The sequence below is a fragment of the Serratia sp. GW822-FHT06E05 genome (assembly GCF_058799445.1).
Genome location: NZ_JBXALM010000001.1, coordinates 182651 through 196187, shown reverse-complemented (window position 1 = coordinate 196187; position 13537 = coordinate 182651). Strand labels below are relative to the sequence as shown.

14 protein-coding genes are annotated in these 13537 nt (G+C 57.8%); 13 read left to right on the top strand and 1 reads right to left on the bottom strand.

Annotation, left to right across the window (positions count from 1 at the left end; all coding sequences use genetic code 11):
- Positions 1 to 157 precede the first annotated feature (157 nt).
- The 9 genes from AC1RKC_RS00890 (at position 158) to AC1RKC_RS00850 (ending at position 7614) form a co-directional block, all read left to right on the top strand.
- The gene (locus AC1RKC_RS00890) at positions 158 to 1108 is read left to right on the top strand and encodes a branched-chain amino acid ABC transporter permease (protein ID WP_256813701.1); all 951 of its coding nucleotides are present in this window, start codon (positions 158 to 160) and stop codon (positions 1106 to 1108) included.
- Positions 1109 to 1117: 9 nt separating this feature from the next.
- The gene (locus AC1RKC_RS00885) at positions 1118 to 2230 is read left to right on the top strand and encodes an ABC transporter permease subunit (RefSeq protein ID WP_256813700.1); all 1113 of its coding nucleotides are present in this window, start codon (positions 1118 to 1120) and stop codon (positions 2228 to 2230) included.
- Complete coding sequence (locus tag AC1RKC_RS00880; protein ID WP_493092237.1) at positions 2227 to 2997, top strand: ABC transporter ATP-binding protein; 771 nt, start codon at positions 2227 to 2229, stop codon at positions 2995 to 2997. Before AC1RKC_RS00885 ends, AC1RKC_RS00880 begins: the two co-directional genes overlap by 4 nt.
- Positions 2990 to 3703 carry an ABC transporter ATP-binding protein gene (locus tag AC1RKC_RS00875; protein ID WP_174574285.1) on the top strand — a complete coding sequence of 238 codons (714 nt, stop codon included), beginning with the start codon at positions 2990 to 2992 and terminating at the stop codon, positions 3701 to 3703. Before AC1RKC_RS00880 ends, AC1RKC_RS00875 begins: the two co-directional genes overlap by 8 nt.
- A 34-nt stretch (positions 3704 to 3737) precedes the next feature.
- Entirely contained in the window at positions 3738 to 4898 is a 1161-nt protein-coding gene (locus AC1RKC_RS00870) for a branched-chain amino acid ABC transporter substrate-binding protein (protein ID WP_261158924.1), read from the top strand.
- A 28-nt stretch (positions 4899 to 4926) separates the two neighbouring features.
- A complete protein-coding gene (locus tag AC1RKC_RS00865; RefSeq protein ID WP_234529201.1) occupies positions 4927 to 5418 on the top strand; it encodes an L-2-amino-thiazoline-4-carboxylic acid hydrolase in 492 nt (163 codons plus the stop codon).
- Positions 5415 to 6641 (top strand): Zn-dependent hydrolase, encoded by a 1227-nt coding sequence (locus AC1RKC_RS00860; RefSeq protein WP_234529200.1) that lies wholly within the window; start codon positions 5415 to 5417, stop codon positions 6639 to 6641. Before AC1RKC_RS00865 ends, AC1RKC_RS00860 begins: the two co-directional genes overlap by 4 nt.
- A gap of 88 nt (positions 6642 to 6729) precedes the next feature.
- Positions 6730 to 7077 carry an ArsR/SmtB family transcription factor gene (locus tag AC1RKC_RS00855; protein WP_020827025.1) on the top strand — a complete coding sequence of 116 codons (348 nt, stop codon included), beginning with the start codon at positions 6730 to 6732 and terminating at the stop codon, positions 7075 to 7077.
- Between the two features lie 3 nt (positions 7078 to 7080).
- Positions 7081 to 7614, top strand: coding sequence for an SRPBCC family protein (locus tag AC1RKC_RS00850; RefSeq protein WP_046373455.1), 534 nt, complete (start codon positions 7081 to 7083; stop codon positions 7612 to 7614).
- On the opposite strand, the gene AC1RKC_RS00845 is transcribed toward AC1RKC_RS00850, so the two are convergent.
- Positions 7615 to 8643, bottom strand: a complete 1029-nt coding sequence (locus AC1RKC_RS00845) for a transporter (protein ID WP_020827027.1) — start codon at positions 8641 to 8643, stop codon at positions 7615 to 7617. It lies immediately after the preceding gene.
- Between the two features lie 204 nt (positions 8644 to 8847).
- Between AC1RKC_RS00845 and AC1RKC_RS00840 the strand changes: the two genes are divergently transcribed.
- The 4 genes from AC1RKC_RS00840 (at position 8848) to AC1RKC_RS00825 (ending at position 13536) form a co-directional block, all read left to right on the top strand.
- Positions 8848 to 10458 carry an inorganic phosphate transporter gene (locus AC1RKC_RS00840; protein ID WP_020827028.1) on the top strand — a complete coding sequence of 537 codons (1611 nt, stop codon included), beginning with the start codon at positions 8848 to 8850 and terminating at the stop codon, positions 10456 to 10458.
- A 26-nt stretch (positions 10459 to 10484) separates the two neighbouring features.
- Positions 10485 to 11399, top strand: a complete 915-nt coding sequence (ppk2, locus tag AC1RKC_RS00835; RefSeq protein WP_048758773.1) for a polyphosphate kinase 2 — start codon at positions 10485 to 10487, stop codon at positions 11397 to 11399.
- A 163-nt stretch (positions 11400 to 11562) separates the two neighbouring features.
- A complete protein-coding gene (gene pbpG / locus AC1RKC_RS00830) occupies positions 11563 to 12396 on the top strand; it encodes a D-alanyl-D-alanine endopeptidase (protein ID WP_493092238.1) in 834 nt (277 codons plus the stop codon).
- A gap of 156 nt (positions 12397 to 12552) precedes the next feature.
- A complete protein-coding gene (locus tag AC1RKC_RS00825; RefSeq protein WP_048758770.1) occupies positions 12553 to 13536 on the top strand; it encodes an MsnO8 family LLM class oxidoreductase in 984 nt (327 codons plus the stop codon).
- Position 13537 lies beyond the last annotated feature (1 nt).

Below are 13537 nucleotides of genomic sequence, written 5' to 3'. Positions count from 1 at the left end.
CTGAAAAATCGCCGATGATTAAAAATTAATATACAAATAAATCAAACAATTAAAAACACACATTTTCTGTATAAGAAATTATTTTTCCGTATTTTACAATTTTTTTTAATTCTCTACTGTGAGCTTCCTGAATCATTATTTTTCGGGACTCCTTCCTATGGATACGCTGGTACAGCAGACCGTCAACGGACTGATGCTTGGCAGCATTTATGCATTGATTGCCCTGGGTTACACCATGGTGTACGGCATTCTGCGCATCATCAATTTTGCCCACGGCGATGTGCTGATGGTCGGCGCGCTGAGCGCGTTGTCCGCCATCGGTGTGTTACAACATCATTTCCCGACGCTATCACCTTACGTCACGCTGTTGCTGGCGGCGCTGATCGCCATGGCGGTCTGCTCGCTGGTATCGATGAGTATTGAGCGTCTGGCCTATCGCCGTCTGCGCAATGCCCCGCGCCTGGCACCGCTGATCAGCGGGATTGGCGTTTCTCTGCTGCTGCAAACGCTGGCGATGCTGATCTGGTCACGCAATCCCTTAATGTTCCCGCAACTGTTGCCCATGGAGCCCATCGCCCTGACGTCTGGCAGAGCCAACCACGCGCCGGCAGTGATCACCGGTACCGCTATTGCCACGCTGGCTATCGCGCTGCTGGTGATGGCCGGGCTGCTGCTATTGGTCGAACACTCGCGCTTTGGCCGCGCCATGCGCGCCACGGCGGAAAACCCGCAGGTTGCCGGCCTGATGGGCATAGACCCCAACCGCATCATCGTTCTGACGTTCGCCCTCGGCGGTGCTTTAGCGGCCGTGGCGGGCATCATGATGGCCAGCAACTACGGCAATGCCGGTTTCTCCATGGGGTTCCTGCCGGGCATCAAAGCCTTCACCGCCGCCGTATTGGGCGGTATCGGCAACCTGCGCGGCGCCATGCTCGGCGGCCTGTTGCTGGGGTTGTTCGAGTCGCTGGGCACCGGTTATCTCGGCGAACTGACCGGGGGCACCTTCGGCAGTAATTATCAGGACGTTTTCGCCTTCCTGATATTGATCGCCGTTTTGGTATTTCGCCCATCCGGCCTGCTGGGCGAACGCGTCGCCACCCGCGCCTGAGGATACAAAATGACTGTTTTGACTCACCTACAGCAAACCGATTCCCCTGGCCGCGCCAAACTCGGCGTGGCGCTGTTTATGCTCGGCCTGCTGCTTGCCCCCTGGGTGGCCGGTGCCGCCGGTGGTAACTACTGGGTGCGGGTGATTGATTTTGCCTTGCTCTACCTGATGCTGGCGTTAGGGCTGAACATCGTGGTTGGCCTAACCGGTTTGCTGGACATGGGGTTTATCGCTTTTTACGCGGTAGGCGCCTACCTGACCGCTCTGCTGTCGTCACCCCACCTGACCGAGCAGTTTCCAATCCTGTTGCAGTGGTTCCCCGATGGGCTGCATTTGTCGATCCTGCTGCTGATCCCGCTGGCGGCAATATTGGCGGCGTTGTGCGGCATTCTGCTGGGCGCACCGACGCTGCGACTGCGTGGAGACTATTTGGCGATCGTCACCTTGGGCTTCGGCGAGATCGTCCGCATTTTGATGCGCAATCTGGATCGGCCGCTGAACATCACCAACGGCCCCAAAGGGATCTCCGGCATCGATCCGGTTTCACTGTTTGGCCTGAAGTTTTCGGGCATGCATCAGTGGTTCGGTTTCCGCTTTTCGTCACTGTACCTCTATTACTACCTGTTCGCCGCCCTGCTGCTGCTGATCCTGTTTATCTGTTTTCGCCTGCAACATTCACGGGTGGGTCGGGCCTGGACCGCCATCCGCGAAGATGAAGACGCGGCACGGGCGATGGGCATCAATACCCGTAATTTCAAGCTGTTGGCATTCGCCATCGGCGCCACTTTTGGCGGCATCGCCGGCGCTTTATTCGCAGCATTTCAAGGATTTGTCTCACCGGAGTCCTTTACGCTGCAAGAATCCATCGCGGTACTGGCGATGGTGGTATTGGGCGGCATGGGCCATATCCCCGGGGTGATCCTCGGCGCCTTGTTGCTGGCCGCCTTGCCTGAACTGCTGCGCAGCACCATGGGGCCGCTGCAACAGGCCCTGTTCGGCCAGGTGTGGATCGATCCGGAAATCATCCGTCAGCTGTTCTACGGGCTGGCGTTGATTCTGGTGATGCTGTATCGCCCGGCAGGCCTGTGGCCCGCACGTCATCCACAGGGGGCCACTTTATGACGCCGCTTCTCACGCTCAGTCACGTCAGTAAACGCTTTGGCGGATTAACCGCGGTGGACAATGTCAGTATCAGCATCGGTCAGGGAGAGATTTACGGCCTGATTGGCCCCAACGGTGCCGGCAAAACCACCTGCTTCAACCTGATCACCGGTCTGTACCGCGCCGACAGCGGCGAATTCCGCCTGCATGATCAACGCTACAGGCCGCAGGCTATCGATAAGGTGGCCCAGGCCGGTATCGCCCGCACCTTCCAAAACCTGCGCCTGTTCAATGAGATGAGCGTGCTGGAAAACGTGATGGTCGGCTGCCACTTGCGCACCCGCAACGGCCTGTGGGCAGCGATTTCACGCCATCGGCGCGCCCGACAGGAAGAACAGGCCACGCGGGAAAAATCCCACGCGCTGCTCGACTACGTCGGCATCAGTCAGTTCGCGCATTATCGCGCCGGCGATCTTTCCTATGGCCACCAGCGCCGGCTGGAAATCGCCCGGGCATTGGCGACCGAGCCCAAATTGTTGGCGTTGGATGAACCCGCCGCCGGGATGAACGCGGCCGAAAAAGTGGCACTGCGCGATCTGCTGCTACGCATTCGAGACAGTGGCAAAACGCTGTTGCTGATCGAGCATGACGTCAAGCTGGTGATGGGGCTATGCGACCGCATGACGGTGCTCGACTACGGCAAAGTCATCGCCGAAGGCGAACCGGCACAGGTAAGGCGTGAGCCTGCGGTGATCCGCGCTTATCTGGGAGGCGCTGCCCATGTCTGAGCCCTTACTCAGCGTTAAAAATTTAAAAGTGTCTTACGGCGGGATTCATGCGGTGAAAGGCATCGATTTTACGGTGAACAGCGGCGAACAGGTGACGTTAATCGGCGCCAACGGCGCGGGCAAGACCTCCAGCCTGCGCGCTCTGACCGGCCTGCAGCCGTTTGAAGGAGAAATCCTGTTCGACGGCCTTTCCATTCGTGGCGTACCCCCGCATCGCTTGCTGCAGCAGGGGCTGGTGATGGTGCCGGAAGGCCGCGGGATTTTCGCCCGCATGACGGTATTGGAGAATCTGCAGCTTGGCGCTTATTCACGCTCTGACAAACCGGCGGTTCGACAGGATATGGAGCAGGTTTGCGCGCTTTTCCCTCGCTTGCGCGAACGGCTGCGTCAACAGGCCGGATTACTTTCCGGTGGTGAGCAGCAGATGGTGGCGATCGGTCGTGCACTGCTGAGCCGCCCGCGCCTGCTCATACTGGATGAGCCCTCTATGGGCTTGGCGCCTATCGTGGTTGAGGCCATTTTTGAGGTTATCAAACGCCTGTCACGTGACGGTGTCACGCTACTGCTGGTTGAACAAAACGCCAGGCTGGCGCTGGCGTCGACCGATCGCGCTTATGTGCTGGACAGCGGCAATCTGAACCATAGCGGCCGCTCTGCCGACCTGCTGGACGATGAAAAAATTAAACAAGCCTATTTGGGCGAATAACCGTTTTTACTTTTAACCACACCGGGAGTTTTACATGCACAACATAACTCGCTTCAAGCCGCTGGCGTTGGCCGCCGCTATTCTGGTCAGCCTGGGTGCCGCCTCGTCGGCGCTGGCCGATGAAACCATTCTGATCGGCCTGGCCGGTCCTTTAACCGGCCCTTCCGCCCGTATCGGCAAAGATTTGGAGAACGGCGCTCAGTTGGCGATCGCCGATGCCAATGCCCAGAAACCCACGCTGAACGGTAAAGCGGTCACCTTTAAATTGTTGTCCGAAGACGATCAATCCGATCCGCGCACCGCCGTCGCGGTGGCGCAACGTCTGGTCGACGAAGGCGTGGTCGGTGTGGTCGGCCATTGGAACACCGGCACCAGCATTCCTGCGGCGCGTATTTACCACGACGCCGGTATTGCCCAGGTTGCGCCGGTCGCCACCGGCCATGGCTATACTCAACAAGGGTTTGATACCAGCTTCCGCGTCATGGGCCATGACGACGATGGCGGCAATTACGCCGGGATCTATGCCGTCACACAGCTAAAAGCCAAGCGCATTGCGGTGATTGACGACCGCACCGCGTTCGGGCAAGGACTGGCGGATGAATTCATCAAGTCGTTGGCGGCTCAGGGTATCCAGCCGGTGGCGCGTGAATATGTCGACGACAAGACCGTCGACTTCAGCGCGGTGCTGACCACCGTGCGCAGCAAGAACGCCGATTTGATCTTCTTCGGCGGCGTCGACTCACAGGCAGCGCCGCTGGCGCGCCGTATCAAACAGTTGGGCATGAACACCCCGCTGATGGGGGCCGGCGGCTTCGTTAGCCAGACCTTCCTGACGCTGGCACAGAAAGAAGGTGAAGGCGTTGTGGCCCTGGAGCCTGGCTTACCGCTGGAGCATATGCCCGGCGGCAAAGCCTTTGAGCAGGCCTATCGCGACCGCTATAAAACCCATATCGAACTGCATGCGCCGTTCGCCTACGACGCCACTCGGGTACTGATTGCCGCCATCGAGCAGGCAGGATCCGCCGATCCGGCCGATTATCTGCCGAAGCTGCGAGCCATTCATTATCAAGGCGTCACCGGCACCATTGCATTCGATTCGCAGGGCAACCTGCAACAGCCGAGCTTCACCCTGTACCGGGTGGTTGACGGCAAATGGCAACCGCAGACCGTATTGGGCGGCGCAAAAAAACAATAAAAATCCGCAAGCAATGAGGAGCAAGGTGATGAGCGATGCAAAAAACGAGTTGGGTATTCTGGCACGGCGCCGCATAGAAGCGGAAATCATCAAACCGATCTACCAGATCCTGGTGCGCGAGATCGGCAAAGAGCGCGCACAGGCGGTGATTGGCGAGGCAATTGAAAATGCCGCCATTGAAGCCGGCAAAAACTTCGCCGCGCAGGAGCCGAATGGCGCGGATTTGCAAAGTTTCGCCGCCTTGCAGTACCTGTGGGAAAAAGACGATGCGCTGCAGGTGAAGGTGATCTACCAGGACGAGCAGCATTTTGACTATGACGTCACCCGCTGTCGCTATGCCGAGATGTACCATCAGATGGGGCTGGGTGAGATCGGCCATCTGCTGTCCTGCGCGCGCGACAGCCAGTTTATCGTCGGCTACGCGCCCGACGTCGAACTGCAGCGCACCCAGACCATCATGTCCGGCGCGCCCTGCTGCGATTTTCGCTATGCCGCCAAAGCGCAGGGAGAAAAAAAGTGACGCATCGAGTAAACGGAGAACGCCTGTGGCAAAGCCTGCTCGACATGGCGCAGTTCGGGGCTATCCCGAAAGACGGCGTGACCCGGTTGGCCCTGAGCGAAGAAGACCGCATGGCGCGCAACCAGCTGCGCGAGTGGGCCCTGGAGGCCGGCTGCAGCGTACGCATCGACCGCATGGGCAATATGTTCCTGCGCCGTGAAGGCACTCGCCCGGATCTGGCCCCGGTGGTCACCGGCTCCCACGTTGACTCCCAGCCCAACGGCGGCCGTTTCGACGGCATTTACGGCGTGCTGGCCGGGCTGGAGGTGATCCGCACCCTGAACGATCGACAAATCGCAACCGAACGTGCGGTGGAAGTCATTAACTGGACGAATGAAGAAGGCGCACGCTTTGCGCCGGCAATGATCTCTTCTGGGGTATTTGCCGGCGTGTTCGAGCTTGAATACGGCCTGTCGCGCCAGGATGCACAGGGCACCAGCATCGGCGAAGCCTTGCAGCAAATCGGCTACGCCGGTGAGCATCCGGTGGGCAACACGCCGATTCACGCCGCCTTTGAGCTGCACATTGAGCAAGGGCCGATCCTCGAAGCGGAAAACATTGAGATTGGCGTGGTGACCGCCGCACAGGGGCAGCGCTGGTATGAACTGGAGATCACCGGGTTCAGCGCCCATGCGGGTACGACGCCGATGGATAGACGGCGCGACGCCCTGCTCGGCTTCGCCGCCATGGTCAAGGCGGTCAATGATATCGGTAACGACTTTATGCCGGATGCCCGTGCCACGGTAGGTATGGCGCAAATCACACCCAACTCCCGCAACGTGGTGCCGAGCAAGGTGTTTTTCAGCGTCGAGTTCCGCCACCCGCAAGAGGCAGTATTGGCGCAGATGGAACAACGTTTGCTGGCTGCGGTGGCCGAAGTGGGCGTCGATGGGCTAAATGCCCATGCCGAGCGTATATTCCAATATCAGCCGATACGTTTTGATCCAGCTTGTATCGACAGCGTGCGGCAGGCCGCCAAGACCCTGGGCTATTCGCACCGGGATATGGTTTCCGGTGCCGGTCATGACGCCTGTTACCTGAACCGGGTAGCCCCTACGGCGATGATATTTATCCCCTGCGTGGACGGCATCAGCCACAACGAACTGGAAAACATCTCCCCGGCGTGGTCGACCGCCGGTGCCAACGTGTTGCTCAATGCCATATTGGCGCAAACTCACGCCTGATCCCCTGGCTCCGGCCTGTTTGTCGGAGCCAGAAAAAATATTCAACAAACTGGTTGAATATTAGCCTGCCTGTTCTATATTCAACCATATGGTTAAATTATCTTCCTCACAGCTGGACGCCATTTTCCATGCGCTCTCCGATCCGACACGCCGCGCAATATTGCGGTCGTTGGCCGGTGGCGAGCACAGCATTGGCGAACTGGCTGCGCCGTTGCAGATGTCGTTTGCCGGCGCTTCCAAGCATATCAAAGCACTGGAGCTTGCTGGGCTGGTGCAGCGTACCGTGCAGGGAAGAAACCATATCTGCCGGCTTGAACCCGAGCCTATGGCGCAGGCCATGCAATGGCTGCAAACCTACGAGCATTTCTGGACTGAGCGGCTGGACGCGCTGGAAATAGCGCTGCTGCAACCGGAACCGAATCCTCCCAAGGAGTGAACCATGAACGACTACGGCATGATTATTGAAACTGGCACGCTGCGTATTCAGCGGCTGCTGCCCGGCCCTATCGAACGGGTCTGGGCCTATCTGACGGAATCCGACAAACGCGCCACCTGGTTGGCCGCCGGCGAAATGAAGCTGGAAAACGGCGCCCAGGTAGAGCTGGTGTTTCGCAATTCCGATCTGACCGGCGAACACGAGCAAACGCCGGCCAAATATAAGCACCTAAGCTGCAGCGTCAGCAACGTCGGCCATATCACCTGCCTTTTCCCACCGCGGCTGCTGAGTTTTACCTGGGCTGAACAGGGGCAAAGCCGCCCTTCCGAGGTGACCTTCGAACTGACCGAACAGGGCAAAGCCGTGCTGCTGACGGTCACCCACCGTCGCCTGGCCAACCGTGATGAAATGCTCAGCGTGGCCGGGGGCTGGCATACCCACCTGGATATCCTGGTCGATCGTCTGCACAATCGTCAGCCGCAGCCGTTCTGGAGCACTCACACTCGCCTGGAAGAAGAGTACCGGGCCAGACTGTGATCAGCCTTCATCCCGGCGTCTGAAAGCCAGATAGCCGGTAACCAGCGTAAAGCCGCCGACCAGCAACACCAGCAAAACAAAGCCGTGGTGGTTGCTGGCCAGCGGGATCCCCCCCACGTTCATGCCAAAGAAACCGGCGACGATATTGATTGGCAGTGCCAACACGGTGATCACCGTCAGGGTGTAAAGCGTGCGGTTGTTCTGTTCCATCTGCTTGGCGCCTATCTCTTCCTGTAACAAGCGAATGCGTTCGGTCAAGCTGGCGAGATCGTTTAGCACCACCGTGAACTCTTCGGTAAATTGCCGCAGATCCTGTACCACGTCCCGGCTCAGCCAGGTCGGTGGCCGGTTCAGCAAACGAAACAGCGCCGCGGGCTCCGGCGCCAGCAGACGCTGAAAACGCAGCAGCATACGGCGCATTCTGCCCAGTTCGGTGCGGTTGCGTTTCACATGGTTGCTCAGCAGGCGATCTTCAATGGTATCGACGTACTGGTTGGCCTGCCGCACCACCTGCTCCAGCACCTCTTCCTGCTCTTCCAGCAAATGCGCCAGCAATTCGGTAGAAGACGCCAACTGCAGCGGCCCCAGTCGCCCCAGCAGCCGCTCAATCAAACGCAGCGGTTTGTGCCGCACCGTGACCACCAGGCCGCTACGGCAATACAGCCATAGCGTCGCAATCTCCGGGTTGTTCTCTTTCGGGTGGAAGATTACGTCGTTGAGCACCGCGAACAGATCTTCTCCCTGACGCTCTATGCGCGTGGTATGAGAACCGTGGCGGATCTCGTCAAAGAAAAACTCAGAAATCTCGAAGTGGTTTTTTAGCCATTTTTCCGCCGCGGCATGATTCAGGTTGAGATGCAGCCAGATAAATCCCTCCCCCGGCGACAGCGTCTGATAGGCCTGGCAGGCCTGCTGCGAAGAGACCCGCTGCGGTGGCTCTGACGTACGAAAAACGTGGCCGTAAATCAGCCCGGTGACCTCATCGTCAAAATCAAGTTTGTGTAATTTTTCCGCAACCGTTTGAGCCATAAACCTTTGTCCCGAATAACCGCACGCATGAATTAATCAATCTCAGTCTTTATATCAACCTTTAAATGCCAACGTTAATTATTTTCACTGTTCCCGATGATTAATATTAACGTCATAAAAAAGTCACATTATTTCCCAATACTTTGATGGCAACACCGTACAGCACCGTCAGAAATCTAATGAAGCCTATCGGGAAGGTCCTTTATGAGCGATAACAGCGCCGTTCAAGCGGGTGCGCCATCTGCGTCAAGCCTGCCAAAAATCTACCAAAAGAACAGTCGACTCACTGTTCTTTTTTTTATTTTATTATTAGTGCTGGGGATAGCTTTTGCTGGCGTAAATCTATTTAACGACGTCAGCGATGCCGGCGCGGTTTATACCAGTTACGTTCCGTTTCTTTTATTAGGAATGGCGTTATTGATCGCGCTCGGCTTTGAATTCGTTAATGGTTTCCACGATACCGCCAATGCGGTAGCCACCGTGATTTATACCCATTCCTTGTCGCCGATGGTGGCCGTGGTTTGGTCGGGGTTCTTTAATTTTCTCGGCGTTTTGCTCTCCAGCGGCGTGGTGGCCTTCGGCATCATTTCGCTGCTGCCGGTTGAACTGATCTTGCAGGCCGGTACCGGCAACGGGTTCGCCATGGTCTACGCCCTGCTGTTCTCGGCGATTATCTGGAACCTCGGCACCTGGTGGCTGGGGCTGCCTGCGTCATCATCGCATACCTTGATAGGCTCGATCATCGGCGTAGGGGTGGCTAATGCCCTGATCCACGGCCGCACCGGCACCAGCGGCGTCGACTGGGGGCAAGCCATTAAAGTGGGGTATGCCCTGCTGCTTTCACCGGTGATCGGCTTCGTATTTGCCGCCTTGCTGCTGCTGGCGCTGAAGGTCTTTGTTAAAAACCGTCAGTTGTATACCGCCCCCAAAAATGACTCGCCGCCGCCGTTGTGGATCCGCAGCCTGCTGATCCTCACCTGTACCGGCGTTTCCTTTGCTCACGGCTCCAATGACGGGCAAAAAGGCATGGGCCTGATCATGCTGATCCTGGTCGGTACCATGCCGATTGCCTATGCGCTGAACCGTTCGATGCCGCCGGAGCAAATCCCCCGCGTAGCGGCATTGGCGGAAGTGACAAAAAACCAACTGCTGCAACAGTTCCCAGCGGTCAGTCAGGTTCCTGCGCGTGAAGTCCTCACCGGCTATGTTCGCACCAGCGAGTTGACGCCGGAGGTGGTGCCTGCCCTGGCCCAACTGACCGGCGCCATCGGCGATCAAATTCGCCAGTACGGTTCGGTCGACAAAATCCCTGCGCAGGCAGTATCCAACACCCGAAATGATATGTACCTGACGTCGGAGGTCATTAAGCACCTGAAGACGGAAAAACAACTTCAGATCCCCGCTGACTCGCAACGCAATCTGGACGCGCTGAAAGGCGAACTGGACAGCGCCACCCGCTTTATTCCGTTCTGGGTCAAGGTGGTGGTGGCGATAGCGCTTGGGCTGGGCACCATGGTCGGCTGGCGGCGCATCGTGGTCACCGTGGGAGAGAAGATCGGCAAAAGCCACCTTACCTATGCGCAGGGCGCCAGTGCCGAGCTGGTGGCGATGACCACTATCGGGGCGGCGGACGCCTTCGGCCTGCCGGTTTCCACCACCCACGTTCTTTCATCCGGCATTGCCGGGACCATGGCGGCCAACCGCTCCGGCCTGCAAATGTCCACCCTACGCAATCTGCTGATGGCCTGGGTGTTGACGTTGCCGGCCTCGGTGCTGCTTTCCGCCGGGCTCTACTGGATCTTCACCCATTTTTAAAACCGGGCTAACACGGAGAATCAACTATGGCTATGCATGAATTTAATCACGACGACACCTTCAACCAGCGCCTGCTGCAGGAATTCTACGACAGCTATGACGAAGAGCTGGAAATGGAACTGGACGACCTGCGCTTTGACGACGCCGAGGTGGACAGCGACCAGAAAAAAGCCTGGCGCAAACAGTATTTTCGCGAATTGCTGCGACTGCAGGGTGAATTGGTCAAACTGCAGGACTGGGTGATGCGTACCGGCCACCGTCTGGTGATCATCTTTGAAGGCCGCGATGCCGCCGGCAAGGGCGGTGTGATCAAACGCATCACCCAACGTTTGAACCCGCGTACCTGCCGTGTGGCCGCGCTGCCCGCCCCCAACGATCGCGAACGTACCCAGTGGTACTTCCAGCGCTATATCGCCCACCTGCCGGCCGCCGGCGAAATGGTGTTGTTCGATCGCAGCTGGTACAACCGTGCCGGAGTGGAAAAAGTGATGGGCTTTTGCAACGACGAGGAATACGAAGAGTTTTTCCGCAGCGTACCGGAGTTCGAAAAGATGCTGACGCGCAGCGGCATTCAAATCGTCAAGTATTGGTTCTCGATCACCGACGATGAGCAGGAACTGCGTTTCCTCAGTCGCATTCACGATCCGCTCAAGCAGTGGAAGCTCAGCCCAATGGATTTGGAGAGCCGCCGACGCTGGGAGGATTACACCGAGGCCAAAGAAGTCATGTTAGCGCGCACTAACATTCCTGAGGCGCCATGGTGGGTGGTTCAGGGTGTCGACAAGAAAAAGGCCCGGCTTAACTGTATCAGCCATCTGCTCAAGCAAGTGCCCTACGAAGAAGCCGAAGGCAACGTGATCACCTTGCCACCACGCAAACGCAGCCCGGACTACAGTCGCAGCCCGGTGCCGGATAATATGGTCGTGCCAGAAGTGTATTGATGCCCTGCCAGGGAGGCGCTTGGCCGCCTCCCTGCCTTCTCCTCACGCCAGAACGCCACCGCCGAGTTTTCAGATCCGGAAGGGTCACCTTATTTTCTCCACATTTGCTGTGCAGACTCTTGCTGATATTTTTTCATCAGTCAGGAACATAGTCACGGTTGCCATGCATTTATTGAATTCCCTTTTTCGCTTTTCCACCTCAGGCTTCGGCGTCATTTTGATTCTCACGCTGCTGTTGTTTCAGCCCTCTGCGCAGGCTGCTGCGCCGCTGGCGCTTCACTCTGCTTCGGTATTGGTGGTCAATCAGCGTACCGGTAAAACGCTGTATCAGAAACAAGCCAACCGCGTGTTGCCGATAGCTTCGCTGAGCAAATTGATGACCGCCATGGTGGTATTAGACAGCAAACGCCCGCTGGGCAACCCGATAAAAGTCACTCCTGCCGACCGCGATCTGCTCAAGAAGACCCATTCTCGCCTGACCCTGGGCTCCATTCTCAGCCGGCGCGATATGCTGCACATCGCCCTGATGTCATCGGAAAATCGTGCGGCGGCCGCGTTGAGCCGCGGCTATCCCGGGGGACGAAAAGCCTTTGTGGCGAAAATGAATCAGAAAGCACGCAGCCTCGGCATGAAACACGCCCGTTTTTACGATCCGACCGGCCTGACGCCGCGCAACGTTGCCAGCGCCAGGGATCTGCTGAAAATGGTGAATCACGCCTACCGTTATCAGACCATTCGCCGTTTCAGCACCGACAAGCAGCAAATCGTCCGTCCTGGTCGGGACCAGCTGGTTTATCGCAGTTCCAATGGGCTGATCAACAATCCGGCCTGGAAAATTCAGCTGCAAAAGACCGGTTTCACCAACGAAGCCGGCCACTGTCTGGTGATGCGAACCCTGATCAAGGGGCAGCCGGTGGTGATCATCCTCCTCGGCTCAAAGCAGCGCTACGGCCACTACAGCGACGCTATTCGCCTGAAGGCCTGGCTGGAGTCCTGATGTGAATCGGGCGCGTCAACCACGCGCCCCTTTACCACTCCGCGCATATCTAAATCCGTTTTTTATCAATGGAATATCCTATCTCCAATCAATATTACGCCGCTGGTGTTCTGCATGGTATTTGTCATCAATCATCGATGATAAAGGAACAGGAAAATGGCTTATGCCCTGAGCGTGTTGGAAAAAAGTCCGATTGCCGAAGGAGAAAGCGCCGCCGAGGCGCTCAAACGCACGCTGCATCTGGTACAGCAGGCGGAAGTTTGGGGGTACCGCCGTTTTTGGCTGGCGGAGCATCACAATACCCCGCAGCTGGCTTGCCCTTCCCCTGAAGTGCTGATTGCTTACTTGCTCGGACAAACCTCACGGATCCGTATCGGCTCCGGCGGCGTCATGCTGCAGCATTACAGCGCTTATAAGGTGGCGGAAAACTTCAATCTGCTGGCCACGCTGGCACCGGGCCGGGTTGATTTGGGCGTGGGAAAAGCGCCTGGCGGGCTACCGCTCTCGACTCAGGCGCTGCAGGCCGCGCACGATCAGCAGAATAAGCCTGACTTCCCTAAACAGCTCGCGCAGCTAAATGCCTATCTGAACGATGATGCACAGCCCGGCCTGAGCGCAACGCCACAGCCGGTTCAGCCGGCGCAACGCTTTCTGCTGGGCGCCAGCAATGAAAGCGCCCAACTGGCCGCCGAACACGGCTGGGCCTTCGTATTTGCCGCTCATCTCAATGGCAACCCGGAGGATATCCGACGGGCGCTGGCTCATTACAGTGAGCAAAGCGGTGGTCGAAAAGCCCTGTTGGCGGTGGCAGCGATCGTCGCCGACAGCGAAAGCCAGGCCAAGGATCTGGCAGCTGGGATCCAGCAGTATCGTGTCCACGTGACCGGCGGGCAAAGCGTGACCGTCGGCAGTCTTGAGCAGGCGGAAAGCTTTGTGCAACAGGCCGGCGCTACCGATTACCGTATCGAACCGCGCGAAAGCCACATACTGCTGGGGACCGCCCGGCAGGTGCGTCAACAGCTGGATCAGTTACACCAACAGTACGGCGTAGAGGAGTTTGTGATTGATACCCCCATCAGCCAGCCTGCCGCCCGCCTCGCCTCTCTGCAATTGCTGGCGCTAGCGGGTGATGCTGTTTGAT